The organism is Brevundimonas diminuta, assembly GCF_022654015.1.
GTDB lineage: Bacteria > Pseudomonadota > Alphaproteobacteria > Caulobacterales > Caulobacteraceae > Brevundimonas > Brevundimonas diminuta_C.
In genome coordinates, this window is sequence record NZ_CP073063.1 from 2,953,284 (window position 1) to 2,979,904 (window position 26,621).

The 26,621-nt window shown below is 63.8% G+C and carries 27 protein-coding genes and 2 pseudogenes; 17 read left to right on the top strand and 12 right to left on the bottom strand.

Annotated elements, in window-relative coordinates; translation table 11 throughout:
- Positions 1-72 precede the first annotated feature (72 nt).
- On the bottom strand, positions 73-1,185 hold the full coding sequence (locus KAK88_RS14620) for a hypothetical protein (RefSeq protein ID WP_242077186.1): 1,113 nt from the start codon (positions 1,183-1,185) through the stop codon (positions 73-75).
- Positions 1,186-1,211: 26 nt separating this feature from the next.
- On the bottom strand, positions 1,212-1,547 hold the full coding sequence (locus KAK88_RS14625) for a PadR family transcriptional regulator (RefSeq protein ID WP_161638426.1): 336 nt from the start codon (positions 1,545-1,547) through the stop codon (positions 1,212-1,214).
- A gap of 141 nt (positions 1,548-1,688) precedes the next feature.
- Between KAK88_RS14625 and uvrB the strand changes: the two genes are divergently transcribed.
- Positions 1,689-4,031: an excinuclease ABC subunit UvrB gene (uvrB, locus tag KAK88_RS14630; protein ID WP_242077187.1), complete on the top strand. Its 2,343-nt coding sequence runs from the start codon at positions 1,689-1,691 to the stop codon at positions 4,029-4,031.
- A 20-nt stretch (positions 4,032-4,051) separates the two neighbouring features.
- Here uvrB and KAK88_RS14635 read toward each other — a convergent pair whose 3' ends face one another.
- The 3 genes from KAK88_RS14635 to KAK88_RS14645 form a co-directional block, all read right to left on the bottom strand.
- Positions 4,052-5,029, bottom strand: coding sequence for a retron St85 family RNA-directed DNA polymerase (locus KAK88_RS14635; RefSeq protein ID WP_242077188.1), 978 nt, complete (start codon positions 5,027-5,029; stop codon positions 4,052-4,054).
- A complete protein-coding gene (locus KAK88_RS14640; protein ID WP_242077189.1) occupies positions 5,026-5,985 on the bottom strand; it encodes a retron St85 family effector protein in 960 nt (319 codons plus the stop codon). The genes KAK88_RS14635 and KAK88_RS14640 overlap by 4 nt, the downstream gene beginning before the upstream one ends.
- A gap of 410 nt (positions 5,986-6,395) precedes the next feature.
- A complete protein-coding gene (locus tag KAK88_RS14645) occupies positions 6,396-7,148 on the bottom strand; it encodes a hypothetical protein (RefSeq protein ID WP_242077190.1) in 753 nt (250 codons plus the stop codon).
- Between the two features lie 165 nt (positions 7,149-7,313).
- Between KAK88_RS14645 and KAK88_RS14650 the strand changes: the two genes are divergently transcribed.
- Together KAK88_RS14650 and KAK88_RS14655 are read left to right on the top strand one after the other, a co-directional pair.
- The gene (locus KAK88_RS14650; protein ID WP_242077191.1) at positions 7,314-7,877 is read left to right on the top strand and encodes a hypothetical protein; all 564 of its coding nucleotides are present in this window, start codon (positions 7,314-7,316) and stop codon (positions 7,875-7,877) included.
- A gap of 274 nt (positions 7,878-8,151) precedes the next feature.
- Positions 8,152-9,642 (top strand): DEAD/DEAH box helicase, encoded by a 1,491-nt coding sequence (locus tag KAK88_RS14655; RefSeq protein ID WP_431307194.1) that lies wholly within the window; start codon positions 8,152-8,154, stop codon positions 9,640-9,642.
- A gap of 112 nt (positions 9,643-9,754) precedes the next feature.
- On the opposite strand, the gene KAK88_RS14660 is transcribed toward KAK88_RS14655, so the two are convergent.
- Both KAK88_RS14660 and KAK88_RS14665 read right to left on the bottom strand, forming a co-directional pair.
- Positions 9,755-11,104, bottom strand: a complete 1,350-nt coding sequence (locus KAK88_RS14660; RefSeq protein ID WP_242077192.1) for an OmpP1/FadL family transporter — start codon at positions 11,102-11,104, stop codon at positions 9,755-9,757.
- A 162-nt stretch (positions 11,105-11,266) separates the two neighbouring features.
- Positions 11,267-12,034: a competence/damage-inducible protein A gene (locus KAK88_RS14665; protein WP_242077193.1), complete on the bottom strand. Its 768-nt coding sequence runs from the start codon at positions 12,032-12,034 to the stop codon at positions 11,267-11,269.
- A 98-nt stretch (positions 12,035-12,132) separates the two neighbouring features.
- Here KAK88_RS14665 and map point away from each other — a divergent pair, with 98 nt between their 5' ends.
- The 12 genes and pseudogenes from map to KAK88_RS14720 all read left to right on the top strand — a co-directional run bounded on the left by map (position 12,133) and on the right by KAK88_RS14720 (position 19,812).
- Positions 12,133-12,951 (top strand): type I methionyl aminopeptidase, encoded by an 819-nt coding sequence (map, locus tag KAK88_RS14670; RefSeq protein WP_017504701.1) that lies wholly within the window; start codon positions 12,133-12,135, stop codon positions 12,949-12,951.
- A 78-nt stretch (positions 12,952-13,029) separates the two neighbouring features.
- A complete protein-coding gene (locus KAK88_RS14675) occupies positions 13,030-13,533 on the top strand; it encodes a hypothetical protein (protein ID WP_242077194.1) in 504 nt (167 codons plus the stop codon).
- Between the two features lie 41 nt (positions 13,534-13,574).
- A pseudogene (locus KAK88_RS14680) lies at positions 13,575-14,000 on the top strand (hypothetical protein); the annotation flags it as partial.
- 267 nt (positions 14,001-14,267) lie between these two features.
- Positions 14,268-14,474, top strand: coding sequence for a DUF2188 domain-containing protein (locus KAK88_RS16125; RefSeq protein ID WP_347265080.1), 207 nt, complete (start codon positions 14,268-14,270; stop codon positions 14,472-14,474).
- A gap of 7 nt (positions 14,475-14,481) precedes the next feature.
- Positions 14,482-15,099, top strand: coding sequence for a hypothetical protein (locus tag KAK88_RS14685; protein ID WP_242077195.1), 618 nt, complete (start codon positions 14,482-14,484; stop codon positions 15,097-15,099).
- A gap of 263 nt (positions 15,100-15,362) precedes the next feature.
- The gene (locus KAK88_RS14690; RefSeq protein WP_242077196.1) at positions 15,363-16,670 is read left to right on the top strand and encodes a recombinase family protein; all 1,308 of its coding nucleotides are present in this window, start codon (positions 15,363-15,365) and stop codon (positions 16,668-16,670) included.
- Positions 16,671-16,908: 238 nt separating this feature from the next.
- Positions 16,909-17,199, top strand: a pseudogene (locus KAK88_RS14695) (JAB domain-containing protein); the annotation flags it as partial.
- A complete protein-coding gene (locus tag KAK88_RS14700; protein ID WP_242077197.1) occupies positions 17,196-17,720 on the top strand; it encodes a GNAT family N-acetyltransferase in 525 nt (174 codons plus the stop codon). The pseudogene KAK88_RS14695 and the gene KAK88_RS14700, both read left to right, overlap by 4 nt.
- Before the next feature lie 56 nt (positions 17,721-17,776).
- Positions 17,777-18,019, top strand: coding sequence for a BolA family protein (locus tag KAK88_RS14705; RefSeq protein ID WP_045809808.1), 243 nt, complete (start codon positions 17,777-17,779; stop codon positions 18,017-18,019).
- A gap of 5 nt (positions 18,020-18,024) precedes the next feature.
- Entirely contained in the window at positions 18,025-18,927 is a 903-nt protein-coding gene (locus KAK88_RS14710) for an oxidoreductase (RefSeq protein WP_242077198.1), read from the top strand.
- 91 nt (positions 18,928-19,018) lie between these two features.
- Positions 19,019-19,372: a Grx4 family monothiol glutaredoxin gene (gene grxD / locus KAK88_RS14715; protein WP_017504696.1), complete on the top strand. Its 354-nt coding sequence runs from the start codon at positions 19,019-19,021 to the stop codon at positions 19,370-19,372.
- Positions 19,372-19,812 (top strand): acyl-CoA thioesterase, encoded by a 441-nt coding sequence (locus KAK88_RS14720; protein WP_242077199.1) that lies wholly within the window; start codon positions 19,372-19,374, stop codon positions 19,810-19,812. Before grxD ends, KAK88_RS14720 begins: the two co-directional genes overlap by 1 nt.
- On the opposite strand, the gene KAK88_RS14725 is transcribed toward KAK88_RS14720, so the two are convergent.
- On the bottom strand, positions 19,796-20,176 hold the full coding sequence (locus KAK88_RS14725) for a hypothetical protein (protein WP_242077200.1): 381 nt from the start codon (positions 20,174-20,176) through the stop codon (positions 19,796-19,798). The two genes, KAK88_RS14720 and KAK88_RS14725, sit on opposite strands and share 17 nt — an antisense overlap.
- 283 nt (positions 20,177-20,459) lie before the next feature.
- On the opposite strand from KAK88_RS14725, the gene KAK88_RS14730 reads away from it, so the two are divergent.
- Complete coding sequence (locus tag KAK88_RS14730) at positions 20,460-21,566, top strand: NADH:flavin oxidoreductase/NADH oxidase (RefSeq protein ID WP_242077201.1); 1,107 nt, start codon at positions 20,460-20,462, stop codon at positions 21,564-21,566.
- Between the two features lie 7 nt (positions 21,567-21,573).
- Here KAK88_RS14730 and KAK88_RS14735 read toward each other — a convergent pair whose 3' ends face one another.
- The 3 genes from KAK88_RS14735 to rpsD all read right to left on the bottom strand — a co-directional run bounded on the left by KAK88_RS14735 (position 21,574) and on the right by rpsD (position 25,214).
- A complete protein-coding gene (locus tag KAK88_RS14735) occupies positions 21,574-23,925 on the bottom strand; it encodes a bifunctional diguanylate cyclase/phosphodiesterase (RefSeq protein ID WP_242077202.1) in 2,352 nt (783 codons plus the stop codon).
- 95 nt (positions 23,926-24,020) lie between these two features.
- A complete protein-coding gene (locus KAK88_RS14740) occupies positions 24,021-24,401 on the bottom strand; it encodes a hypothetical protein (protein WP_082464942.1) in 381 nt (126 codons plus the stop codon).
- 195 nt (positions 24,402-24,596) lie between these two features.
- Positions 24,597-25,214 (bottom strand): 30S ribosomal protein S4, encoded by a 618-nt coding sequence (rpsD, locus tag KAK88_RS14745; RefSeq protein WP_017504690.1) that lies wholly within the window; start codon positions 25,212-25,214, stop codon positions 24,597-24,599.
- Between the two features lie 250 nt (positions 25,215-25,464).
- Between rpsD and KAK88_RS14750 the strand changes: the two genes are divergently transcribed.
- The gene (locus KAK88_RS14750) at positions 25,465-25,686 is read left to right on the top strand and encodes a hypothetical protein (RefSeq protein ID WP_039244262.1); all 222 of its coding nucleotides are present in this window, start codon (positions 25,465-25,467) and stop codon (positions 25,684-25,686) included.
- Here KAK88_RS14750 and KAK88_RS14755 read toward each other — a convergent pair.
- Positions 25,683-26,621, bottom strand: coding sequence for an MBL fold metallo-hydrolase (locus KAK88_RS14755; RefSeq protein ID WP_242077203.1), 939 nt, complete (start codon positions 26,619-26,621; stop codon positions 25,683-25,685). The two genes, KAK88_RS14750 and KAK88_RS14755, sit on opposite strands and share 4 nt — an antisense overlap.

The window sequence follows — 26,621 nt, forward strand, 5'->3', positions numbered from 1 at the left end:
ACGTCCTCCTGAAGTAACCTTGAGGTGACATATCACCTATAGGTTACACACCGTCAAGAGGGGACGTCGCCTTTATCGACCGACGACCAAGCGCGCCGCCGCGCGGATCACACGCACCACCTCGGCGGCAAAGGCCCAAACCACCACGACCATCAGGATCGTCGCCACGCCGCCGACGTCCTCGCCGGAGCGGCCGATCAACACCCGAATCCGATCCACGAAATCGGTGACGCTGCCGACCCAGATCAGCGGCGACAGCGCCGACCAGAACCAGACCCACAGCAGACCCCAGGCGGCGGCGATACCGAACGACAGGTCGCCCAGCGCCGTGACCCGCGCGTTGCCGCCCGACGCCGCCCTCATCAGATCGAAACCGATGCGGCAGGCGGCGAACAGGGCGACCGGCCAATAGGCGACCCGCACCATGTCGGCCAGAATGCGCCCATAATCGACGCCGTCGACGACCCCGGCCAGCTCCTCCGGCCGGATCGGCGCCACCTGCAACAGACCCGTCCACCACAGCAGCACCACGGTCCAGCCGATGGCGCTGGCCACCGCACGCGCCACGGGCGACATCTCGGCGCTCCTGCGCACAGCACGACCCGACTTGGCCTGCCCCGCGCTTCCGCCCGACCAGTCTCCGTTCGCCAGCTTCTGCCCCCACTGCTCGGCGTCGAAACCGCCGCCCAGTTCGAACAGACCCAGGTCCTTGACGCGCCATTTGGCGATGAAGTCCGGCTTCTTCGACTGACGCTCCAGAATGAAGCCGACGGCTGTGAGCAAGCCGACGACCGTGATCGCGCCGCTGATCAGACTGGAAATGCCCTGCCCGATCGCCTGGCCCACATAGACGTCGCCGACCAGGACCCGCACGGCCAGGCCGATCAGGGTGACGGCCGCCATGACCGTCAGCCCGACCTTCAACCCGAACATCCACCACGGATAGAGTTCAGGCCCGATCAGCGCCTGCGGTCCAGGGCGATAGCGCGCCGCCACGCTGAGCGGATGACCGACCTCGCGCAGCAGACCCTCGACCTCGTCGTCGGTCGGCGCCCGTCCCAGCCGGGCCTCCAGCGCCTCCAGACGCCCCATGATCTCGTCGCGCAGCTCGGCGACGATGTCCTCGCGGTTTTCCTTCGGCAGCTGGGCCGCCACGGCCTTCAAATAACGTTCGACCAGGTCCATGCCCGCCTCTCCCTCTTTCCCGATGTTCACAGCATCTTCTCCAGCGAGGCCGACAGGCCGCGCCATTCCACGGCGAGCCGTTCCAGCATCGCCTCCCCGCGCGACGACAGGCGGTAGAACCGCTTCTTGCGCCGCTCCTCCTCACGCCATTCGCTGTCCAGCAGCCCCTGGCTCTCCAGCCGGCGCAGCAGCGGATAGAGGGTGCTCTCCTCCATCTCGACCCCGACCTCGCCCAAGGCGACCCGCAGCGAATAGCCGTATTGCTCGCGCCGCAAGCTCGCGAGCACGGCCAGGATCAACGACCCCCGCCGCAGCTCCAGCCGCAGACTCTCGAACAGCAACGCCTCGTCGTTCTCGCTCACCCGCCATCTCCGTGCGCCACATAGTGTGTGATACACAGTGTATGGGGCATACTGTGCGAGGGAGTCAAGCTAGGCCGACCGCAACTAGGCGCAGGTTAGCGCGCTATGGCGGGATACCTCCTCACGCACTAAGTTCTGTTCATGAACCGTTCTTCGACGCCGAAGCCCGCAGCCGCCAAGCCGGCCAAGCCCGTTCACGTGCCCAATCCGGGGGTGCAGGAGGCGTCGGCCGCCTTTATCCGCGATACGGGCAAGATGCCGATGTTCGCCCCGGTCGCCGGCCCGCGCCTGACGCCGGAGGAGCCGGTCGCCGCGCCCGCAGACTGGGTGCCGCACCGCCCCTCGCACGAGGGCAAGAAGAAGGGCGGCCGCTTCCGGCTGGAAACCAAATACACGCCCGCCGGCGACCAGCCCGCCGCCATCGCCGAACTGGTGGCCCAGGCCCAGGCCGGGGACCGCGACCAGGTCCTGCTGGGCGTCACCGGCTCGGGCAAGACCTTCACCATGGCCAAGGTGATCGAGGAAACCCAGCGCCCTGCCCTCATTCTGGCGCCGAACAAGACACTGGCGGCCCAGCTCTATTCCGAATTCAAATCGTTCTTTCCCGACAACGCAGTAGAATACTTCGTCAGCTACTACGACTACTACCAGCCGGAAGCTTATGTTCCACGTACGGATACGTACATTGAGAAGGACTCAAGCATCAATGAGCAGATCGACCGCATGCGGCACTCTGCGACGCGGGCTATACTAGAACGGGAAGATGTCATCGTGGTGGCGTCGGTGTCTTGCATCTACGGGATCGGGTCGGTTGAGACCTATACGGCGATGACGTTCACGCTGAAGGTGGGGGATCAGATCGACGAGGCGAAGCTGCGGGCGGATCTGATCGCGCTGCAGTACAAGCGCAACGACCTGAACTTCGACCGGGGCATGTTCAGGAAGCGCGGCGATGTGATCGAAATCTTCCCGGTCCACCTGGAAGACCGGGCGTGGCGCATCAGCCTGTTCGGGGACGAGCTGGAGGCGATCCAGGAGTTTGATCCGCTGACGGGCAAGAAGACGGCCGATCTGAACGAGATCACCGTCTATGCCGCCAGCCACTATGTGACCCCGCGCCCGACGCTGAACCAGGCCGCCGCCGGCATCAAGGCGGAGCTGAAGGAGACGCTGGACTGGATGGTCGAGAACGGCAAGCTGCTGGAGGCCCAGCGGCTGGAGCAACGCACCCGCTTCGACCTGGAGATGATGGAGGCCACAGGCAGTTGCGCCGGAATCGAGAACTACAGCCGCTGGCTGACCGGCCGCGCGCCGGGTGAGCCGCCGCCGACCTTCTTCGAATACATCCCCGACAACGCCCTGCTGTTCGTGGACGAGAGCCACGTCACCATCGGCCAGATCAACGGCATGTTCCGGGGCGACTACCGCCGCAAGTCGACGCTGGCGGAATACGGCTTCCGCCTGCCCTCCTGCATCGACAACCGCCCGCTGAAGTTCGAGGAATGGGAGGCCATGCGCCCCCAGACGGTGCACGTCAGCGCCACCCCCGGCCCGTGGGAGATGGAACAGGCGGGCGGCGTCTTCGTGGAGCAGGTCATCCGCCCCACCGGCCTGATCGACCCGCCGGTCGAGATCCGCCCCGTCTCGGGCAAGACCCGCAACCAGGTCGACGACGTCATCGACGAGGTCAAGGCGACGACGGCCCGTGGCTATCGCAGCCTGGTCACCACCCTGACCAAGAAGATGGCCGAGGACCTGACCGAATATATGCATGAGCAGGGCATCCGCGTTCGCTACATGCACTCCGACGTCGACACGCTGGAGCGGATCGAGATCCTGCGCGACCTGCGGCTGGGGACCTTCGACTGTCTGATCGGCATCAACCTGCTGCGCGAGGGTCTGGACATCCCCGAGTGCGGCCTGGTCGCCATCCTGGATGCGGACAAGGAAGGCTTCCTGCGCTCCGAGACCTCATTGATCCAGACCATCGGCCGCGCCGCGCGCAATGTGGACGGCCGCGTCATCCTGTACGCCGACCGCATGACCGGCAGCATGGAGCGCGCCATCGCCGAGACGGACCGCCGTCGCGAACGGCAGATGGCCTACAACACCCAACACGGCATCACGCCCGAAACGGTCAAGCGCGACATCAAGGAGATCATGGACAGCCCCTATGAGTCGCGCGAGATGGATCGCCTGACCAAGCCGGGCGTGGCCGAAGCCTCCAAACCCTTCGTCGGCTCCAACTTCCAGGCCGCCCTGCGCGACCTGGAAGGCCGGATGCGCGAGGCCGCCTCCAACCTGGAGTTCGAGGAAGCCGGCCGCCTGCGCGACGAGATCAAGCGCATGAAGCTGATGGACCTGGAGTTCGCCAACGAAGCCCTGACCGGCGCCGGCGAAGCCGTCGACAAGTCCGCGCCCAAACGCTGGCGCGCCGAGGCGGCGGCGGAGGCGCAAGAGCGGTTCAGGAAGGGGCGGTTGTAAGGTCGCAGGAGCGCGTGGGACTACGACTGCCAATAACTCTGACGATCAGACACGTGAATACGACCCGCAGTTTTGGCGATATCTGAAACGGTGCCGATTTCATATTTGCGGTCAATGTTGAGTAGGAAGTCCGGCTCGGCACTTTTTACGAAAGCCAGGATGCCAGCGAGATGCTGAATTTCTGCACCATTAAGCCCCCCCTTCAAATATCGATGCACCATAGAGTATATAACTCGCTTCTTGTCGCGACCTATAGTCACTCTTCCATCGTTGGACAAAATCAATCCGGTTACCTCTCTGTGGTAACGACTTGTCGCATACACTGTCTTTGATCTATTTATATCAAGCTTTGGATAGTTTAGTTCACGAACAACTCGATATACTCGCTTTCTGACATCAACTAAATACCCGGTTCGACGGGCGGAGAACGTCAGGTCGTCAGCGTATCGAGTGTAAGTAACTTCATCTTCTTCGACAGCGGCTGATATACGTTTATCGAATTCATACATTAGTATGTTCGACATCATCGGAGATGACGGAGCACCTATTGCCAAGCGAAGCACCCTACCCCCAGGAGGGCGGTGGAACAGGAGGCGACTAGATAAATAAGCATCCTGCGCGTCAGAGAACACCTCATTATCCGAACAATAGGATTCCCAGTCTCGCGAACGAATGGATGGGAAGAACTGCTTCAAGTCCATCTTGAGAATGGGCCTGCCAACACCCGCGTGAGGCGCCGCATTATCTCGCAGCGAACCACCTTTGATATACGCTGTCGCAGCACTATGGACAGGAAGACGTGATAGAAGTATTTCCACTACAATTCTCTGAAGATACTTCACTTCAGCTGCTGGCTGCGCAATTTTTCGCTTTTCCGACCCCCTTCTTTTATCGATGTCGAAAATTTTATAGCGATCGGGTGCGTCTTTGACGAGCTTAAGCGTATCGGCAGCGCTCAGACCACTGGACGCTGATAAGGCACGAATTAGTGGAGTCACAAGACAACCCTCAATTCGTTCGACCGTATTGCACTAAACCTGTCAGGTTGCTTGTCCATCCAGTACTGACGAACACGCGCTTTCCACGCCCCCTTGTTGAGGGTAGGTGCACCAACCTTAAGCGCGTATTCTATTGCGTCCGACGATTCTAGGGACACCCAGAAGACTTTTTGGCCTCTTTCTTCAGTTTTTACCCACTCTAAAAATTCTGCACACTGCAAATACTGCGATATTTGCTTTTCTGTCATTGGCAAAGATAAGGACCATACCAGAACATCTATTTCTTCGATAGTCAAAGCGCCATAATGTTGTATCAAGCCCGTTATAAGCTTAATTCGATGCCCCGCTCTATCGGGCATAAAGCTACGAGGCTCTTGATGCTTTGTGGCAGATTGATATACAAAATTCTCAATCACAGACCTAAGTGATTTTAGATTAATATTTGCTATTTCAGAATGCTTCTTGATACCTACATCTTCAAGGTTGAGCAGAAATTTTCTATCCCTGCCGTATTGCTCAACGAAAGCCGTTATTGGTCCTAGGTTAATGTATGAATCGGCTGAATTATTTATATTGTCTATAACAATTACCAGCCTATCGGCAATTTCATCTACAGAAACAAAAAGCGCTAGCTCAGCAATAGAGCCTGCGCTCTCACAAAACAGTATAACTAGCCGGCAGATTTGAGCCAAATCTGACTCAAAATTCATCCAATCGCGGTAGGCGCTAGACTTACTATAGAGGTTTGTTTCCTCCGCCAGACGGAATTTCAACTTGGAAAGCGGAGGGTTGAACGTCACCCTTAGAAAAGCATCTCTAAGCGATAAAGCAGCCTGCGCACCGGGGTCTTGCTCCCCGCCGCACACTAGGACCGCGTCGCTAGGCGAATGAACGTGGAGATTAGCTAGGTCGAGCCACTCCACGATCTCCGGCACGTTCGATTTGACGTCTATCACTTACCTAAGGCCGTGCAAGAGAACGGCATCTGAAAGAGCGGAGCGTCCAAAGGCGACAAGATGTCGGTCTCTTGCACGGCACCCAAAAAATGACCAATCAACTGATGTCCGGCGAAGCGCCAGACTTAAAGTCGAAACAGAATTTCAACCCATACGCGTAAGTGGGACTACTTTCCCATTTGTGACGTGAGTGTCAAGAAGCATTCTCGGCGTCATTTGCGGTCAGATAATTCCGGCGATCTAGGCGGAGTTGCTAATCAAAGGTTTCTAGCTCGCGGCAGGTGCCGTCGCGTCAGCCGCTGGCCTCGCCAATCATTTGAAAAATATTACAATCTGCGTCCCTCGGCATCCATTCAGGTGTTTTCGGTCTTTGGTAGCGGAGCGCGCGTCGGCAAAGCAGATGGAGCGCGTTAGAGGTCATCCAGCGTCTTCTCCCATTCCTCCATCGTCACTCTCCCCCGCAGGGGGCCAAGGAAGAGGTCGAGGCCCTGGGAGATGCGACGGTCCTGTTCGCGTTCGATGACGGGGTCGAGGCCGGCGGCGCGGAGCTGGTCCTCCAGCGCGGCGATGCGGCGCTCCAACTGGACGCGGCGGGCCAGTTGGGCGTGGCCCCATTCGGTGTTGGCGCGCTCCAGCTTCTGCTTCGCCTGCCAGTATTGGCCGCGCAGTTCCCAGTCGCTCTTGTCGCTGGTGTTCATGGCGAAGCGGCGCTCGGCCTCGGCCTCGTTGGTCAAGATGTCGAAGACCAGTTGCAGGGGGGCGTTTTTAACCGTCAGGCGGGAGGCGCGGCCGGGGCCGTCGCGGTCGGCCAGTTTGCGATAGGTCTCGGCCAGGGCCGCCAGGGCGCGGGCCTGGGCGAAGTCCTGGGCGTGCAGGGCGCGGCCCGAGGCCTGGGCGGCGGCGCGGGCCAGGGATGCGGGATCATCGGGGTCGTCCGGCGACAGGTCGGCCGCCTCCTGGGACGACAGGGGCTGGGGCGCGGGCGTCGCGGCCTCGCTGCGCGGATGGCGGGACCAGCCCTCCTTCGTCGCGCGGGCGCGGATGGAGGCCTCGGTCACGTCGTGGCGGGCGGCGACGGTCCTGGCGTCGAGGCCGGACAGATAGTCCTTTCGGACCTGGGTCCAGACCTCGGGCGGTTTGATCTTGTAGCGGCGTTTTTCCATGCGGGCATTATGGGGCGGTCTCTACCCCAGGCCGGAAGAAGGCCGATTTTCGAGGCTAGAGATTTGATTTTCCACATCGCGACATGTCAGGGGTCACGCGCCAGCTGTGCATGAGGCGCGGGTGCGACCGATGATGACGCAGGGGCGTGCGACACCCCTTTCCCTATGAGCCAGGGCATACATCGCAAGATCCGGCCGGACGCCGTCTGGGCCGAGGTTCGTAAGGCGTGGGAAGACGGCGAGACCGCGCGATCCGTCGCCGCGCGCTATGACGTCGGGGTTCACGCCCTGTGGAAGCGGCGCGAGGCGGAAGGCTGGAAACGGCCCGAGCCGACGCTGGCGCCGATCGAGCCGGCCGAGGGCTGGGATCGGCATATCCAGGCGCGGCGCGATGCGTTCACGGCGCAGCTGGAGGACGCGCGGGCGCTGGCGGAATGTCTGGCGGCGGCGATGACGGACGAGCGGCTGACGCAGGCGCCGCACTGGCATATTCCGTGGCTGTATCACTGGCGCGCGACCCATCTGGGGCCCGAGGCGACAGCGCGGGACCGGGCGCGGGCGATCGAGACGGGCCAGCCGTGGGCCGAGCGGTTCTGGGACGCGGACGGGGCGCTGAAGCCGCTGGCGTGGCTGGATCTGGAGATGGCGCGGCTGCATCCCGAGGACTGGCGCGCGGCCATCGGCCTGCCCGACGGACTGCCCAAGGCGGCGACGCGATACGCGCCCTGATGTGTGCGGCTGTTGACTTATCGGCGATAAGCGCCCATTTGCGCGGCGTCGCACACTCGCGATCTCCGGCGTCTCCAGCGCGTGTGGGTCCCCTTCGGACCTGTCTGTAGAAGCCGCCGGCCCCTCATATCCATTCGCTGCCCGGACACGCGGGGCGGCGCCCGATCCACCCCGCAGGCCTCCTCCCCGAGGCCCCGTCGGGACTGGCGGTGCGCGGCCCGACGGCGTCATGCCATGGCTGATAGCGCCCTGCCGCTACGCGAAAGATACTGCTGTGAGCACCACATTCGAATCCATGGGCCTGAACAAGGCCCTGCTGCAGGCCCTGGCCTCGACCGGCTATACCAAGCCGACCCCGATCCAGGAAAAGGCCATCCCCGACGTCATGGCCGGCAAGGACCTGTTGGGCATCGCCCAGACCGGCACCGGCAAGACCGCCGCCTTCGCCCTGCCGATCCTGCATCGCCTGGCCGAAAACCGCATTCCGCCCCGGCCGCGCACGACGCGCGTGCTGGTCCTGAGCCCCACGCGTGAACTGGCCACCCAGATCGGCGACAGCTTCAAGGCCTACGGCGCGCACCTGGGCTTCCGGGTCGCGGTGATCTTCGGCGGCGTGAAATACGGCGCCCAGGAGCGGGCCCTGCAACAGGGTCTGGACATCCTGATCGCCGCGCCCGGCCGCCTGCTGGACCACATCCAGCAGAAGAACCTGGACCTGTCCTCGACCGAGATCTTCGTGCTGGACGAGGCCGACCAGATGCTGGACCTGGGCTTCATCAAGCCGATCCGCCAGATCGTCTCCAAGATCCCGGCCAAGCGCCAGAACCTGTTCTTCTCGGCGACCATGCCGTCCGAGATCGGCAAGCTGGCCGGCGAACTGCTGAAGGATCCAGTCAAGGTCCAGGTCACGCCGCAGTCGACCACCGTCCAGCGCATCAGCCAGTCGGTCGTCTATATCGAACAGGGCCGCAAACGCGCCCTGCTGACCGAGATGTTCAGCGACCCCGAGTACACGCGCTGCCTGGTCTTCACCAAGACCAAGCACGGCGCCGACAAGGTCGCGGCCTATCTGGAAGCCGGCGGCGTCGAGGCCGGGGCCATCCACGGCAACAAGAGCCAGCCCCAGCGTGAACGCACCCTGGAAGCCTTCAAGAAGGGCAAGCTGCGCGTCCTGGTCGCCACCGACATCGCCGCGCGCGGCATCGACGTGGACGGCGTCTCGCACGTCGTGAACTTCGAACTGCCGCACGTGCCGGAATCCTACGTCCACCGCATCGGCCGCACCGCGCGGGCGGGCAAGGACGGCACCGCCGTCAGCTTCGTCGCCGGCGACGAGATGAAGCTGCTGCGCGACATCGAGAAGGTCACGCGCCAGAAGATCCCGGCCATCGACCGCCGCAACGACAAGGCCCTGGGCCAGCTGGACGCCACCATCATGGCCACCGGCGTCGGCAAGAAGGCGACCATGCCGGAACGCGAAGGCGGCGAGCGCAACGAAGGCGGACGCGGCGGTCGCGGCCGTCGCGCCCCGCACCGCGAGGGCGTGCGTCCGGAAGGCGGCGGCCAGCCGCACCGCCAGCGTCGCAACCGCCCGGGCGAAACCCCGGCGGCCCCGCGTCCCGAACGCGCCTACAACCCCCTGGCCGGCGAGCGCGTGCCGTCGATCAATGACAACGCCAAGCCGGCGGAAGGTCAGATGAAGCGCCGCCCGCGTCGCCGCCCGTCGAACGGCGGCAAGGGCTACGGCGGCGCCGCCAAGGGCTGAGCTTGAGGATCGGGGAGCGTTTGCTCCCCGACGCCGTCATGTTGAGACAATAAAAAACGGCGGCTCCTGCGAAGGAGCCGCCGTTCTTATGTCAGCCGGGGCTGAGCGGACCTCAGAAGTTCCAGGTGGCGCCCAGCGAGAAGCCGACGCCCGAGCCTTGCGCTTCGCCGCGCAGGTTCGAGATGACCAGGCCGTTGCCATAGACGTCGCGGGTGTCGTTGATCGTCGCGGTGTCGATGTCGATGTAGGTCACGGCGCCGTCGAAGGTCATGTTGCCGACCGTCTTGGACAGGCCGGCGGCGTAGAGCCAGCGGTCGCCGTCCGGGATACGGGCGGTGCGGTGATCGTCCGGCGTCGGGGTCGGGTCGTAGCCCAGGCCGGCGCGGAAGGTCATCGACGGATCGATCTTGTAGTCGAAGCCGATCGCGCCGGTGGTGACATCGTCATAGTCCTGAACGATGGTCGAGCCGCCGCCGGTGTAGGAGACGCGGATGGCGTCGAACTCGCTCCAGCCGATCTGGTTGACCTGGGCGTTCAGGGTCAGGCGATCGTTGACGGCGTAGCGGGCCGAGACGGTGGCGTACCAGGGCGTGGTGAAGGAGGCGCCGCCATCGGTCGAGACGTTGGCGCCGGCCAGGACGCCGGTCAGGCCCGAGATGTTCACCGAACCTTCCAGCTCGTGCTCGATCTTGGAGCGGTACGACAGACCCAGGTCCAGCTTGCCGAAGTGCATCTGGGCGCCGGCGTTCCATCCGTAATCCCAGCCGTCGCCTTCCAGCTGGTTGCGGCCGTCGGTCGACGGCGAGACGACATAGGCCGGCGACAGGACGGCCGGGATCGGCACGTTCGGCAGGGCGGACGACAGGGTCGCCTTGGCGTATTGGGCGTCGAAGCCGACGCCGAGGTCCAGCCAGTCGGTGACCGTCATGGCGGCGACCAGGCTGACGTTGGCCGAGCGCAGTTCCGACGTCAGGGCGTCGTAGCGCGCGAAGTCGGTCGGCTCATATTTGGTGGTGAAGTTGTAGGGCGCCTGGACGGCCAGGCCGACATTGAAGCGGTCGCCGATCGGCATGGAGACGGCGAAGTTCGGCACGATGCCGCTTTCGACCACGTCATGCACGTGCGGGTCGCCGTTGACGGGGGCCGAGCGGCTGACGACGCCGACGCCCGGAACCGGGACGTTGTAGGTCAGGGTCGAACCGGTGTTGTCGACATCGGAGTCCAGGATCAGGCCATGGGCGCCGAGATAGACCTCGCGCTGGGTGCCGGCGATGGCGGCGGGGTTCCACCACAGCGACTGGACGCCCTTGTCGGCGCCGACGCCGGCGTTGGCGCGACCCTGGCCGCGGGTCGATTGTTCCTGGACATAGAAGGAGCCGGCCATGGCCGGGGCGGCGACGCCGGCCAGCAGGGCGGTCGTCAGGGCGATCCCGCCCGCGCGGGCGAAGTTCCTGGAGGTCATTTCATACACCTAAGTAAGCGCCGGCCGCATTACGCGCGGTCGATCAGGGGAGGAGCCCTCTCAGCGTTCGCGGCGCGAAAGCGTTGCGGGCAAGGCCCCCATCGGACCGGAAACAGGCGAAACCGTGGCGCCTGAGCCGCACACGATCACGGCTTTGCGAGGTTACGCAGCGGCAACGTCGATGCTCAGATTACGCAGTTCTGCGATCAAGTCATGCGCCGCCGCATAGACCTGATCGGCATCGCGGCCACGAATGACCAGTTGGGTTCCGATCTCGCCGCTGCCGCCATGGCCGAATGGATAGCTGCCGAAGGACAGGTCGCGGCGCTGATTGGCCGCCGCTCGCAGCACATCCGCCACCGCACCCTCGCCCACGCCGGTGACCTTTAAGGTCTGGACATGAACGATCGCGCCGGTGCGCAGGCGCGGGGCCACATCCTCCAGCATCGCCTGCATGATCTTGGGCACGCCGGCCATGACGAAGACATTGCCGATCTGGAAGCCGGGCGCGTCGGTGACCGGATTGGCGATCAGAACGCCGCCCTCGGGAATGCGCGCCATGCGACGGCGCGCGGCATTGAACTCGTCGCCATAGCGGCGCGACAGGATGGCCAGCGCGTCGGGATGTTCGGGCAGGGCCACGCCGAAGGCGGCCACCACGGCGTCGGCGGTGATGTCGTCATGGGTCGGACCGATGCCGCCGGTGGTGAAGACATAGTCCCAGCGTGAGCGCAGCGCGTCTAACGCCTCGACGATCCGGCCGTGATCGTCGCTGACGACCCGCGCCTCCATCAGGTCGATCCCCAATGCCGCCAGAAATCGTGCGATGGTGTTGGTGTTGGTGTCCTGGGTCCGGCCCGACAGGATTTCGTCGCCGATGACCAGGACGGCGGCGGTCGGCGCAGAGGCGATTGAAGCGGCGTCGGTCATGCGGGAATCCGGGGGCAGGCTTGAGGTTTCATGCTATAACGCCCATCTGCGGCGAACGGATTGCGCCGTATCCCGCCTTTTGCAGACCGATCGCCCCCATGTACGAAACGCCCGAACTCGAAACCGACGTCCTGGTCCGCTCCAGCGCCATCCGCATCCATGAGGCGGAAGACTTCGAGGGCATGCGCAAGGCCGGCCGTCTGGTCGCCGAGGCGCTGGATATGATCGCGGCCCATGTGAAGCCGGGGGTCCTGACCAGCACGATCGACGATCTGGTGCGCGAGTTCACCCTGGACAACGGCGGCCTTCCCGCCTGCCTGGGCTACAAGGGTTACGAGAAGACCGTCTGCACCTCGATCAACCACGTCGTCTGCCACGGCATTCCCGGCGACCGGGTGCTGAAGGACGGCGACATCGTCAACATCGACCACACCGTGATCGTGGACGGCTGGCACGGCGATTCCAGCCGCATGTATGCGGTAGGCGAGATCAATGCGCGGGCGAAGAAGCTGATCGACGTGACCTATCAGTCGCTGGATCTGGGCCTGGAGCAGGTCAAGCCTGGCAATACGTTCGGCGACATCGGCTATGCGATCCAGAAGTTCGTCGAAGCCCAGCGCATGAGCGTGGTGCGCGACTTCTGCGGCCACGGCATCGGCCGCGTCTTCCACGACAGCCCCAACGTCCTGCACTACGGCCGTCGTGGCGAGGGCGCGGTGCTGAAGCCCGGCATGTTCTTCACCGTCGAGCCGATGGTGAACCTAGGCAAGCCGCATGTGAAGGTGCTGTCCGACGGCTGGACCGCCGTGACGCGCGACAAGTCCCTGTCGGCCCAATGCGAGCACACCATCGGGGTGACCGAAGACGGACTGGAAATCTTCACGGCGTCGCCGGCGGGGTTGTTCCGACCGAACTGACGGACGGCGGCGGCGTGCTTTAGAGACAGGCACTTTCTCGATCGAGAGCGCGACGCTAGGTTGCCGGAACGCAACCTGATGGATTCGCCGATGAGGAATGCCTGCGCCATGATTGGCCTAGCGGTGCTGCTACTGGGCTGCGCCGCTGATCGCGGGCCTTCCAAGCCAAGCGCCATCGGAATGATTTCTGATCAAGGCGCAGAGCTCGAGCGGTGCGTGCCGCTGAAAACCAAGGTCATCTTCAGTTGCTGGTGGTCGGGCCCTGACGCCCCGCTAACCCACTGCGTCAATTACGCCGAAGACGAACCGTCCTGCGGCTTGAAAGCTAAGGTCGGCGCCTATCTCAACAGCGGCGCGCCCGGAGGCGGCAACGCCTACGAGCGCAAAAGTGGGACGTGGCAACTCATCTCCTTTTATGCGGACAGCGAAGGCCGTGTCGGGATGGCGGCGGAGCGCATGGATGGAACGCGGTTCCTCAGCCACCACGACCAATCTCCTCCCGCAAGCGGGTCCACCGTCCCGCCCGTATGGCCTCGTTGGCCGCGTGGGTTGGAGTTTGGCCCTGAACAGGCTGCGCCGTGACCACGCCGAAGACCGGGAAACCGAGGCAGGCCGACACTGAAGTGAAGCCCAAGCCGCGCCACAGCGGTCATCGAGACCGGCTGCGAGAGCGGGCGGCGAAGGGGGGCCTGGGCGCCCTGCCCGACTATGAGTTGCTAGAACTCCTGCTGTTTCGCAGCGTGCCCTACAAGGATACCAAGCCGCTGGCCAAGGATCTGCTGGCGCGGTTCGGAGGGCTGGAGGGGATCGGCGCGGCCAGCCACGAGGCGATCGAGGATCAGGTGGCGCGGTCGATGGGATACGCCGTCGGCAAGGCGACGCGGGCGGTGGCGCTGGACCTTCAGCTGATCTTCGACGTGACGCGGCGGATCGCGAAGGAGCCGACGGCGAAACGGCCGGTGATCTCGTCGTGGACGGCGCTGCTGGCCTATGTGCGCGTCGCCTTGCAGCACGAGCCGCGCGAGCAGTTCCGGGTGCTGTATCTGGACGGAAGTGCGCGGAATTAAAACCTTGAAATGCGCCTCACTCAGAATGCCATTGGCTCCAGCTTTCACTCACCGATGTTCCAAAACAAGTGAGGATCGCAGACGCCACCGCTACCCAGCCTACCTGCCTTCAAGCCGCGTCAAGGCGGAGTTGCCGCCCTACCGGCGAGGTCGGCTCACAGCAAATGTCGCGGTGCGCAAAGCCTTCCTTGAACTGCGAGGCTGGCACGGGCACCTTGTCCTCCGATCTCAACGACCTGCGGTGCTTTAATGGCGAAAAACACCCGACACGTGGTCCCCAGTACGTCTGGTGGATGGAGCGTCCGCAAGCAAGGTGCAGCTAAGGCATCGAAAAATTTTGCAAAGCAGGAAGACGCCATCGAGTATGGCAAAACGCACGCTCGAAAAGATCAAAGCGACGTTTTTATTCACGGCAAGAACGGGATGATCCGAGCCCATAATTCCTACAAGAAGTAGAATTATATTGCCTTTTGATAAAAACGTCTTTGTAAACTGCCCGTTTGATCCTGAGTATGTTGATATACTCAGACCGCTGGTATTTTGCATACTCGCCCTAGGTTTTGAGCCCCGCATTGCTAAAGAGCGAGCTGACGGAGCAGAGGTTCGCCTTGAAAAAATTATAGAACTTATCGAAGATAGCAAGTTTGCAGTTCACGACCTGTCGAGACTAAAAGCGAAAAAGGCAAAAGAGTACTTTCGACTGAACATGCCGTTCGAACTAGGAATAGACTACGCCTGCCGCCGCTACAAGGGTGGTGAATTTTCGACAAAAAAGATTCTTATCTTGGAAGATAAGGCTCACGAGCTAAAAAAGGCTCTATCAGATTTGGCTGGTTCAGATTTTGATGCCCACAACAACGAACCAGCAAAAATCTGTAAAATTGTCCGAGATTGGTTAGCTCAGTCAATGGACGCCCCCGCTCCGCCCCCTTCGGAACTATGGGGTAAGTTCGCCGACTTCACTGGGGAAAACTATATTAAGCTTCAGTCACAGAATTATTCTGACCAAGACATAGAAGACCAGCCCCTGCGTGAGTTGATGGCTGCGATGCGAGAATGGTTGCGTCCCGCAGCACCGTGAAAGAGATACCTTTGTCAGCCACCGAGGCCTCGTTGCGCGTGTCGCACCCGGACGGAAGTACGCGGAATTAAAATTGAAATACACAGCAGACGCGAACGTTCGCTTTCCGGCCTTCTGGCTCAGACGGCTTTCGACCCATCGCGGTCCTTCTGCCGAGGGAGCCATCAGGATCGCTGGGTCTTGACGTTAACGGAGTAGCGGTATCCAGCCGAATGAACCCTACCCAACCCAAGCGTCTAGCTCCCGCAGCGCAATACCTTCGTATGTCCACTGACAAGCAGAGGTATTCTATCGAAGCGCAAAGTTCAGCCATCGCCGCCTATGCTGAAGCAGAGGGCTTTGAGATTGTTCAGACCTACAAGGATGAAGCACGGAGCGGCGTCACAATCACTGGCCGCGACGGACTTCAAACTCTGTTGCGAGACGTGCTCTCCGGGGCTGCCTTCTCAACGATCCTAGTATTGGATGTGAGCCGGTGGGGGCGTTATCAAAACCCCGATCAGGCGGCCCATTACGAGTTCCTCTGTTTTGAGGCGGGTGTGAAAGTCCGCTACTGCGCAGACGGGATGATTGACGACGGTTCACCTACGTCAGCTCTTCTAAAGAGCATCAAACGCGTAATGGCGGGAGAGTACAGTCGGCAGCTATCCGACCGATGCCGGTCAGCCCTGCGGCGTCATGTGATGGCCGGGGCGAAGCACGGCGGCGTCGCTCCCTATGGGTTTGCGCGTCAGATATTTAACGCCGATGGGTCGCCGGGTCGCTGCTTGGAGTACGGTGAGAGGCGGGGTCCGTATCAGGTGGTCCGGTTGGTGCACGGGCCAGCCAGCGAAGCCGACATAGTAAGAGACATGTTCAAGTGGTTCGCTGAGGCGCGATGGGAACCAAAGGACATAGCGAAACATCTAAACGCTACTGCGCGGCCATTCCGCGATGGCTCCGCTTGGACGACAGAGAGGGTGCGTCGGATTCTCCGAAATGAAATTGCCGTCGGGCGGTTCGTTTTCAACCGCACATACTGTCGGTTCGGCGAGCGAAAAGCGGTGCCTAGGGACGACTGGAAGAGAGTTGAGGTCGCTCCGGCGCTCATACCCCTAAGCCTCTTTGATGCAGCACAGGCGCGGTTCACGGTACTCCACGGTGCAAGTCAAACGGACGCGGACATGATTCGCGACTTGCAGCAGCTTCTCGCCGCGAACGGCAATCTCACCCCACGGATGCTTGACCACTCGAAGTCCACCATGGGACAGAAGGCCTACATTCGTCGGTTCGGCTCGATAGAGGCTGCATGGGCGCAAGTACCGTTTACGGGAGCCATTCCACGCCGGAGAATCCTATCAGCGGAGGCGTGTCATCCTGACGAAATCCTACGCCAGCTTAAGCTCCTCTTGGCGGAAATGGGGTATCTCAGCACCCGAAACATTCACCGTAGCCCAAACCTCCCCACCCCGAGGACAATAGGCAGAATATTTGGAAGCTTGTCACTCGCCTATGAGCTCGCCGGTTATGTCCGAACCCAAGGCGAAATGGTTTCCGGCGGTCGAAAGCGAGCGTCACTGCTTTCCTCATGAAGTTTAGGTCGGGCCATCGATGTCAAGTGCGAAGCAAGGTGGCCGACCTTGCTTCACGGCTAGAACTCTTGAGCGCCGGGCCACGCAGAGCCGAGAAGATATCCCATTGATGACCAATACTGCCCAACTTTGCGCAGCCAGAAATCCAAGCGTCGCGCATATACCCGAAGTCCGCTTTCCAACCATCTCGGACATTCGCATCGTCCGCTTTTGAGGGCGGGTTAGCGTTTCGGTCTATTTCTCGGACAAGAAGAACCAGCTGATCCTGGACGAGATGCAGAACCGCGGCACGGTCGATCATGCGCCGGTCTATCCGCGCGAGGTCGTGCGGCGCGCGCTGGAGCTGTCGGCCAGCGCCCTGATCCTGGTGCACAACCATCCGTCGGGCGACCCCACACCCAGCCGCGCCGATATCGAGATCACGAAACAGGTTGTGCAGGCCGGCTGCGCCCTTAACGTCGAGGTTCACGACCATCTGGTCGTCGGCCGCGACGGGGTGGCCAGCTTCAAGCAACTGGGCCTGATGTGACCGACAGGATTCTGACGACCGAGCGACTGGTGATGAGGCCCGTCTCGACCGACGATTTCGACGATCTGCTTAAGCTGTGGTCCGATGAGGATTTCACGCGCCACATCATGGGTCGGGCGCTGGGGCGCGAAGAGGTGTGGTTCCGGCTGCTGCGCGATCTCGGCCATTGGGCGGCGATGGGCCATGGCAACTGGACGATCCGGCTGCGGGACGGCGGCGCCTATCTGGGTAGCGTCGGAGTGTTCGACTATCGCCGCGAGATGGAGCCGCCGTTCGACGCGCCGGAGTTGGGCTGGGGCGTGGCGCCGGGGTTTCAGGGGCGGGGCTATGCGGCCGAGGCCCTGACGGCGGCCCTGGACTGGACCGACCGGCGGCTGGAGGGGCGCACCGTCTGCATGATCGCGCCGGCGAACCTGGCCTCGCTGAAGCTGGCGGCGCGGGTCGGTTATCGCCCCTATGCGACGACGACTTACAAAGATCAGCCGGTTCAGCTGTTCGAACGGCCCCGCCGCGCGCCGTAGGTCGGCATTAAGGATTATCGGACAAACTGGCGTCCAACGAAGTGTGAGTGCCCGCCATGCCCATGTCCGTGGAAACGCTGCGCCAGCATCTGGTCGACGCCTTCGCCGACGCCGAGATCGAGATCGAGGATCTGGCGGGCGACGGTGACCACTATCGCGCGCGGATCGTGTCGAGCGCCTTCGCCGGCCTGCCGCGCGTGCGTCAGCACCAGATGGTCTATGCCGCGCTGAAGGGTCAGATGGGCGGCGAGCTGCACGCCTTGGCGCTTGAGACCTCAGCGCCGGCCAAGGAGGGCTGAGGGCCATGCGCTATCGCCCCTTCGGCGTCTCTGGCTCCGCCATCTCCAACCTGACACTGAGTTTCGGCGCCGACGTGCTGAAGCGCGGACGCGAAGCCGGGCTGGACCTGCTGTATTCGGCGCTGGAAGCCGGGGTGAACAGCTATCGGCTGGAGACCGCCGACCCGGTGGCGGCCGAGGTGCTAGGCGAGGCCCTGTCGCATGTGGATCGCAAGCTGGTCTATGTCAGCCTGACGCTGGGCGCCGGCGACGGCCGCGACCAGCAGCGGGACTTCTCGGCACAAGGCATGACAGCGGCCATCGACCGGGTGCTGCACTTCTCGGGCCTGGGGTGGATCGACGTGGCGGTGCTGCACGAGCCGGGCGAGACCGAACTGGCGCAGTCGTCGCTCAGCGCGCTGAAGGCCATGCGCGCCACCGGGCGCATCAAGCTGCTGGGCATCGCCGGCGGCGGCGACGTGATGGACGCCTATGTGTCGACAGGGGCGTTCGACGCCCTGCTGACGCCGTTCGACATCAACGCCGACTGGAAGATCCGAAACCGCATCCGCTCGGCGCGCGAGCAGGACATGGCGGTCTTCGCCTATGACTTCTACGCCGACCGCCGCGCGCGAGCGCCCGATGCGCCGATCTTCAAAAAGGGTCTGTTCGGCTTCGGCAAGGACAAGCGTCCCGTCGATACGCCCAAGAAGGACGCCTTCGGCTTCCTTTATCGCACCCAGAACTGGACGGCCGAGGCGATCTGCCTGTCCTACGTGCTGACCGACCCGTCGGTATCCAGCGTGATCGTCACTCCGACCGACACCGATCGGCTGGCGACACTGGCCGCCGCGCCCGAGCGGGACATGCCGCCGGGCCTGGCCGCGCAGATCGAGATGGCGCGCGTCGTGGCCAATCAGGCGGCCTGACCGGCCTCAGCGGTTGTGCAGAACGTCGCGGACGCCTTGACCGCGCCCGTTAGGCTCCCTAGCTGACGGGCTTCACGAAAGGCCCGTATCCGTGACCGACACCGCCCAAGCCGCCGACCCCGTCCACGCCTTCATCGGCGAAACCGTCGCCCAGAACGACGTGGTTCTGTTCATGAAGGGCACGCCGGACCAGCCGCGCTGCGGCTTCTCGTCCCTGGCGGTGCAGATCCTGGATCATGTCGGCGCCGGCTTCGTGGGCGTGGACGTGCTGCAGGACGAAGCCCTGCGCGAAGGCATCAAGAGCTTCACCGACTGGCCCACCATTCCACAGCTCTATGTGAAAGGCGAGTTCGTGGGCGGATCGGACATCATCCGCGAAATGTTCCAGGCCGGCGAACTTCAGGCCCTGATGGTCGAGAAGGGCGTGCCGCTCGGCGAGGCCTGATGGCCAGGAAGACCCTGATCCCGCGCGAGGACCGCGAGGTCTTCGTCGTGCCGCTGGACGTGCGACCCGAGCACATCGACGCCAACGGCCACGTCAACAACGTCGTCTATGTCGGCTGGCTGCAGGATGCGGGCACGGCCCACTGGAACGCGCGCTTCGACGAGGCGACGCGGGCGAAATGGTCGTGGGTCGCGACCCGGCATGAGATCGACTATCTGCGCGGCATCGAGCCGGGCGCCGAGGGCGTGGTCGCCCGAACCTGGGTCGGCGATCCGCAGGGCCCACGCTTCACCCGCTATGTCCGCATCGAGGACGCCCAAGGCCGCGTCTGCGCCCAGGGCGTCACCGAATGGGTGCTGGTGGACGCTGCGACCCTGAGGCCGCAGCGCATTCCGCCAGACATGCTGGTCGTGTTCGAGACGCCTACTTCAGCGGATTGAGGATGCGGGCCGCCGTGCCGGGCTCCAGGCCCAGGTCGGCATAGGTCCAGCGCAGTTCGACGCCGTCCGGGACCAGGGCCTTGCAAAGGTCCTGCTTGGTGCGGCGAAGCGTGATCTCGACGGGCGAGCCGTCCGACACCGACACCTCGAAATCGGACGCCTGGGTGCAGCCGTTCGAATCGACGCGCGCGACCAGGGCGCCGTCGGCGAACCGGGCTTCGCGGATGGCCTCGGCCGGCGGGGCGTCGTCGCGGCGCAGGTTCACCGAGACGTTCTCGCCCGCGTCGCTGTCATAGATGACGCAGGCCGACAGCAGCGGCGTGACCAGGGCCGCGACCGCCAGACCTTTGACAAGGCCGCGCATCACTGGCCCGAGGCCGGCGCGGTGACGACGCGCGTGGTCGGCTTTTCGGTCGAAACGATGATGCAGCCCGACAGCAGCGGCGCGGCGATGGCGATGGCGAGAGCGAGACGAAGCATTGGTGTGTTCCCCAGTTGAAGCTTGACCCTTTTGTGCCGCGTGGGCCGGGCGCGCACACGTGAATAATCGGAAAGCTGGGTGAACAATCGGAAAGGATCGGGGTTGAACGTGACCGCAACCGCCATAGCTACAGCCCCCCCCTCTCCTGCCCTACGGATCGTCCTTCATGAGCCAGTTGTTCTCACCCCGCGGCGTCGGCCCCCTGACGCTGAAGAACCGCGTCGTCATCGCGCCGATGTGCCAGTATTCGGCCATCGACGGCGTGCCCCAGCCCTGGCACGTGCAGCATCTGGGACGACTGGCGATCTCCGGCGCGGGACTGGTCGTCGTCGAGGCGACGGGGGTCGAGGCCGCGGGACGGATCACGCCGGACGACACCGGCCTGTGGAACGAGGCCCAGGAAGAGGCCTTCGGCCGGATCATCCGCGACATCCGCACCTACAGCGACACCCCGATCGGTATTCAGCTGGCTCATGCCGGACGCAAGGCCTCGACCAGCGCGCCGTGGAAGGGCGGCGGCGCCCTGAAGGCCGAAGACGGCGCGTGGGAAACCTTCAGCGCCTCGGCCGAACCGTTCAAGGATGACTGGCACACGCCGACCGCCATGACCCCGGCCGACATGGACCGCGTCGTCGCGGCCTTCGAGGACGCGGCGCGGCGGGCGGATCGGGCCGGGTTCGACCTGGTCGAACTGCACGCCGCCCACGGCTATCTGCTGACCCAGTTCCTGTCGCCGGCATCCAACCACCGCACAGACGAGTTCGGTGGACCCTACGAAAACCGGGCGCGCTTCCCGCTACGGGTCGCCCAGGCCCTGCGCGACGCCTGGCCCCGGACGAAGGCGTTGGGCGTGCGCTTCAACGGCTCGGACTGGGTCGAGGGCGGCATCGCCTTGGACGAGGTGACGGCCTTTGGTCAGGCGCTGCACGACATGGGCTATGACTATCTGCACCTGACGTCGGGCGGGAACGTCGCCCAGGCGAAGATTCCGGGCGGCGAGCCGGGCTATCAGCTGCGGTTCGCCCAGGCCGTGAAGGCGGCGACGCCTGAGGCCAATGTGATGGCCGTCGGCATGATCTTCGATCCGCAGCAGGCCGAAGAGATCGTCCGCTCCGGTCAGGCCGACTTCATCGCCATCGCCCGCGCGGCGCTGGACGATCCGCACTGGGCGCACCATGCGGCGGTCGCCCTGGGTGAGGATGAAGGCCTGCCGCCGCAGTACGAGCGGGCCGGCAAGGCGCATTGGCCGGGATACGGCAAGGCCGACATCTGAGGCCTAATCAGGCGGCCTTTTCCATCGACGGATCGACGGCCCACAGAACGCGTGCGGCGGCTTGAACCTCGGCATCGGCCGTCTTTTGTGGGCGGCCGAGCAGATAGCCCTGAACCTCGTCACAGCCCTGGTCACGCAGGAAGGCCAGTTGCTCCAGCGTCTCGACGCCTTCGGCCAGGACGGGGATGTGCAGGCTCTCGCCCAGGGCCAGGACGGCGCGAATGATGGCGGCCGACTGAGGTCCGCCGTCCAGTTCGGACATGAAGGAGCGATCCAGCTTGATCTTGTCGAACGGGAAGGCGCGCAGGGTCGATAGCGACGAATAGCCCGTGCCGAAGTCGTCCATCGCGATGGAGACGCCCAGCAGCTTCAGCTGGCGCAGCACGTGGGTCGTGCGCTCCATGTCGGTGATCATGGCCGTCTCGGTGATCTCCAGCTCCAGCCGCGACGGCGACAGGCCGGTCTCGACCAGCACCTGATGCACCAGGCGCGGCAGGTCGACGTGGCCCAGCTGCACCGGCGACAGGTTGACGGCGATCTTGTGCGGTTCGGTCCAGCTGGCGGCCTCGGCGCAGGCGGTGCGCAGCACCCATTCGCCGATCGGCAGGATCAGGCCGTTCTCTTCGGCCAGAGGGATGAAATCGGCCGGCGAGATAAACATCCCGTCCGGCTGGATCCAGCGCAGCAGCACCTCGTAACCCGTGATGTCGCCGGTATCGACGGCGGCCTGCAGCTGCCAGTTCAGGCTGAACTGGCCCTGATCCAGAGCTTCGCGCATCTGCTGGGCCATGCGGCGGCGATTGCGCACCGCCTCGTCCATCTCCTCCTCGTAGAAGCAGACGTCGGTGCCCAGCGAGGCCTTGGCGCGGTACATGGCCAGGTCCGCGTCATTGATCAGGGCGGACGGGTCGTGGGCGTCGTCGGGCCAGATCGCGATGCCGGTGCTGAGGCCGCAGGCGACCTCGGCATGGTCCAGCACGACCGGGGCGGTGACGGCGTCGCGCAGGCGCGCGACCAAATCCAGGGCGTCGTCCTTGTGCTGGATCGGCACGACGGCGACGAACTCGTCCCCGCCCAGGCGCGCGATGAACTCGTCGTGGCGCAGGCAGGCGCGCATCCGTTCGGCGATCTGGATCAGCAGCTGGTCGCCGGCGGCATGGCCGTGAACGTCGTTGACCTCCTTGAACCGGTCCAGGTCCATGGCCAGCAGGGCCACCTTGTTCGAAACGGTCAGGTCGGCGGTCTGGCGCGTCAGCCATTCCAGGAAGGATGAGCGGTTGGGCAGGCCGGTCAAGCTGTCGTTGCGCGCCAGATGGGCGATGCGACGCTCCTGCGCCTGACGCATACGCAGATCACGCACGGCGTAGATCATGACGTGATCCACACCGCAGTCGCGGCGCACGGCGATCTCGACGGGGATGTCCGCCCCGCCCTCGGCGACCAGTTTGGACTGGCTGAGGCCGTTGACCGCCAGATCGGCGACGCCGGCGATCCAGCGCGACAGCGGTTCGCCGATCAGGGCGTGGTGGGGAACGCCCGCCAGATCGGCGAAGGCGGCGTTGGCGGCCAGGATGACGCCGTCCTGTTCGACCACCATGCCATCGACGCTGCCCTCGATCAGATGATCCAGGCGCGCCTTGGCCTGAAGCCGGGACTGGACGTCCAGGGCGTGGCTGGCGACGCCGGTGCCCAGCATCATCAGGCCGACGGCGGAAACGGCGAAGGCCAGGACCAGGTTGGTCGATCCGACAGCGCCCATATCCACTAGCGCGCCGACCGGCACGATCGTCATGGCGGCCATGCCGGTGAAGTGCAGGGCCACGATGCCCAGGACCATCAGCACGACTGGAACCACCTTGCCGGACTGCCGGGCGCGATTGAACGCCAGGGCGCCCAAGACGACCGCCCCCGCCACGGAAGCCGCGACATAGCCGGCCGACCAGTGGAGGACGGCGTCAGTCGCAAAGGCCGCCATGCCGGTATAGTGCATGGCCACCACGGTCAGGCCGAACAGCACGCCGCCGATCTCGGCCGAGGCGGGCATCCGGCGCGAGGCCACCCACAGCGCCAGCGCGCTGCCGGCGATGGCGACACCCAGGGACAAGCCGGTCAGCACCGGGCCATAGCTGATGGTGACGCCGGGCTCATAGGCGATCATCGCCACGAAATGGGTGCACCAGATTGTCGCCCCGGTCGCCACTGCGCCCATGAAGGCCCAGGCCAGACGCGTGCCCTTTTCGGCGGCGCGCAGGCGGCGATACAGGCGGAAGGTGATGATCGAACCGATCAGGCACAGGCCGGCGGCCAACGCGACGAGCCAGAGATTATGGTCGTCGGTCAGGCAGGTGAGAAAGCGCATGAAGCTACAGACCTTGGGGGGACGGTCTGTCGTCGTAGCGGACGTTGCTTAATCAGACGCGCTCGAACAGGCTTAACGAAACGCTACGGCCGTCTTCAGGAGCGAGGCATCTGATAGGGGTTGTTGACGCTGACGGGCGAGCCGGGCGTCAGACCGAGCTCCTCGAACGACCACTTCAGCTCGACGCCCTGGACCAGGTCCTGCTTGCACTTGTCCTCGTCGATGCGGCGCAGAGTGATGACGGCGCTGCCGCCCTGCAGGCTGACGATCGGGATCAGGTCTTCCTTGGCCGTGCAGCCGTTCGAACTGACCCAGAACACGGCCTGGTCCTTGGTGAAAGCGGCGGCATGGATCGGCTCCAGCGCGCCGGGCATTCCTGCGGTGGAGACGGTGGGCTCGCCGCGGCTGGCGCAGGCGGCCAGGCCCGCCGATGCGGCGGCGATCAAAGCCAAGCGTTTCATGATGGAGTCGCGCAACTGACGACCTCCCCTGCCTCAAAGCCTGAACCGGCCGAGAATGCGCCTGTTCGCCCGTGGAGGGAACAGGATAAAAAACGAAAGGCCCCGGACGAATCCGAGGCCCTCCAAACTGAACACTTCAAAGGGACCGCCACGGGGCTCAAGCAGCCCGAAGGGCGATAGCCCCCTTGAAGAAAGCTTCGTAAGCTTCGCTTACGAAGCGTAGTATTCGACGACCAGGTTCGGTTCCATCTTCACGGCGTACGGCACGTCCGACAGTTCCGGCACGCGGACGTAGCGAACCGAGAACGAGCGGTCCGACAGTTCCAGGTAATCCGGCACGTCGCGTTCCGACGACTGCTGGGCTTCGAGCACCAGAGCCATGTTGCGCGACTTTTCCTTCACCGTGACGACGTCTTCCGGCTTCACGCGGTAGGAGGCGATGTCGACCTTCTTGCCGTTGACCAGGACGTGGCCGTGGCTGACGAACTGGCGGGCGGCCCAGACGGTCGGGACGAACTTGGCGCGGTAGACGATGGCGTCCAGGCGCGATTCCAGCAGACCGATCAGGTTTTCCGAGGTGTTGCCCTTGCGACGGGCGGCCTCGTCATAGGTCTTGGCGAACTGCTTCTCGGTGATGTTGCCGTAGTAGCCCTTCAGCTTCTGCTTGGCCTTCAGTTGCAGACCGAAGTCCGAAACCTTGGACTTGCGACGCTGGCCGTGCTGGCCAGGACCGTAAGAACGCTTGTTGACCGGCGACTTGGAGCGGCCCCACAGGTTCTCACCCATGGCCCGGTCGATCTTGTACTTGGCGCTGTGGCGCTTGGACATTCTATTCTCTTTTCGACGATACGGCCCGGCATCCCCTGGATTGGGAATGCGATCTCAACGGCGGTCCACGCATCTTCCGTCATTCATCCCGGCCCCGCCGAAGCGGACCCATGGAAGGCGGCGCTTATGGCCAGCGAGGGCGCCGGAGTCAAGCACGGCGGGCTGTTAAGCACGATGGAATGGAACGATCCCGTCGCCCCGCCCTTCCTTCGATGCAACCAAACCACGCATGAGGACAAGGAGGAGTGGAATGCAGCCCGAACCCAACAGCTTTCAGACCGGCCTGTCCGACGAGGCCATGCAGACGCTGAAGACGCAGTTGGTCGATCTGGTCGAGCCTTTGAGCGACCACCAGCTGCTGGATCTCGCCGACGGCATCCATGAGATGCTGCGCCAGCGCCGCATGGTCCGCCAGCACCATGCCGAGCGCATGAACGCGCGCACCCGGCACGGCGTGGACCTTCGCATCTAGTCCTTCGCAGACTGCGCTTCTGAGATGAACATGGCGCGGCCTTCGCGGGTCGCCACCTTGCCCAGGCCCGGGAACGGGAAGTGATAGGCGTAGATGTGGGCGCCGGAGTTGCGCAGCGCCGTCACCTCGTCCAGCCGCGCCTTCAGGCCTGCCGCCTGATCGTCGTCATAGCCGACGTTCCAGTCCGGATGTTCGACCGACAGGATCCAGTGGTGCATCAGGTCGCCGATGTACAGCAGCTGGTTCTGGCCGTCGGCGATCAAATAGGCGACGTGGCCCGGCGTATGGCCGGCCGTATCCTGAGATTGGACCCCCGGCGCGACCTCGCCGCCGGGTTCGAAGGCCTGGACCTTGGGCGTGATGATCCGCACCAGATCGGCCAGTTCGGGATTGGCGCGGATGGACGCCCATTCCGCCTGCGACATCCGGATCGCCGCATTTGGGAAGGCCAGGCCGCCATTGCGGATCAGGCCGCCGACATGGTCCGGGTGGCCGTGCGAGATCAGCACGTCGGTGATCGAGGCCGGATCGACGCCCGCCTTTTGCAGGCTGTCCATCAACTGGCCTTTGCGCTCGCCCAGGCCCGTGTCGAACAGCATCGTGCGGGCGCCGTTCCTTACAAGCAACGGATGGATTTCCAGCATGATCGGATCAGCCGGCTGTCCGGCGGCGGTGAGCGGGGCGGCGACCGCCTGCGGCGTCAGGCCGACGCCGAAAGTCTGGTTGTCGTTCTTGACCGGATTTTCGCCGTCGAACAGGGCGATGGCGTCCAGTGCGCCGATCTTGAAACGATAGACCGGCTTCTCGGCCGGGGCCGCGACGGTCTGGGTGGGGTTGGGCGGCGCGGGATCGCCGGGCTTCTGCGCATCCGCCTGGGGGTTACAGGCCGCCAGCATCAGCGCCGCGAAAGCAGCACCCGTCATCATCATCCGCAT

Excerpts from the sequence above, each read along its gene's own strand:
- KAK88_RS14705 (WP_045809808.1), top strand. The coding sequence starts at position 17,777 with ATGCCCATGTCCGTGGAAACGCTGCGCCAGCATCTGGTCGACGCCTTC.
- KAK88_RS14755 (WP_242077203.1), bottom strand. The coding sequence starts at position 26,621 with ATGCGGATGATGATGACGGGTGCTGCTTTCGCGGCGCTGATGCTGGCG.
- KAK88_RS14730 (WP_242077201.1), top strand. The coding sequence starts at position 20,460 with ATGAGCCAGTTGTTCTCACCCCGCGGCGTCGGCCCCCTGACGCTGAAG.
- KAK88_RS14720 (WP_242077199.1), top strand. The coding sequence starts at position 19,372 with ATGGCCAGGAAGACCCTGATCCCGCGCGAGGACCGCGAGGTCTTCGTC.
- uvrB (WP_242077187.1), top strand. The coding sequence starts at position 1,689 with ATGAACCGTTCTTCGACGCCGAAGCCCGCAGCCGCCAAGCCGGCCAAG.
- KAK88_RS14725 (WP_242077200.1), bottom strand. The coding sequence starts at position 20,176 with ATGCGCGGCCTTGTCAAAGGTCTGGCGGTCGCGGCCCTGGTCACGCCG.
- KAK88_RS14675 (WP_242077194.1), top strand. The coding sequence starts at position 13,030 with ATGGATTCGCCGATGAGGAATGCCTGCGCCATGATTGGCCTAGCGGTG.
- KAK88_RS14645 (WP_242077190.1), bottom strand. The coding sequence starts at position 7,148 with ATGGAAAAACGCCGCTACAAGATCAAACCGCCCGAGGTCTGGACCCAG.
- map (WP_017504701.1), top strand. The coding sequence starts at position 12,133 with ATGTACGAAACGCCCGAACTCGAAACCGACGTCCTGGTCCGCTCCAGC.
- rpsD (WP_017504690.1), bottom strand. The coding sequence starts at position 25,214 with ATGTCCAAGCGCCACAGCGCCAAGTACAAGATCGACCGGGCCATGGGT.
- KAK88_RS14735 (WP_242077202.1), bottom strand. The coding sequence starts at position 23,925 with ATGCGCTTTCTCACCTGCCTGACCGACGACCATAATCTCTGGCTCGTC.
- KAK88_RS14710 (WP_242077198.1), top strand. The coding sequence starts at position 18,025 with ATGCGCTATCGCCCCTTCGGCGTCTCTGGCTCCGCCATCTCCAACCTG.
- KAK88_RS16125 (WP_347265080.1), top strand. The coding sequence starts at position 14,268 with ATGGCGAAAAACACCCGACACGTGGTCCCCAGTACGTCTGGTGGATGG.
- KAK88_RS14665 (WP_242077193.1), bottom strand. The coding sequence starts at position 12,034 with ATGACCGACGCCGCTTCAATCGCCTCTGCGCCGACCGCCGCCGTCCTG.
- KAK88_RS14650 (WP_242077191.1), top strand. The coding sequence starts at position 7,314 with ATGAGCCAGGGCATACATCGCAAGATCCGGCCGGACGCCGTCTGGGCC.
- KAK88_RS14620 (WP_242077186.1), bottom strand. The coding sequence starts at position 1,185 with ATGGACCTGGTCGAACGTTATTTGAAGGCCGTGGCGGCCCAGCTGCCG.
- KAK88_RS14750 (WP_039244262.1), top strand. The coding sequence starts at position 25,465 with ATGCAGCCCGAACCCAACAGCTTTCAGACCGGCCTGTCCGACGAGGCC.
- KAK88_RS14660 (WP_242077192.1), bottom strand. The coding sequence starts at position 11,104 with ATGACCTCCAGGAACTTCGCCCGCGCGGGCGGGATCGCCCTGACGACC.
- KAK88_RS14690 (WP_242077196.1), top strand. The coding sequence starts at position 15,363 with ATGTCCACTGACAAGCAGAGGTATTCTATCGAAGCGCAAAGTTCAGCC.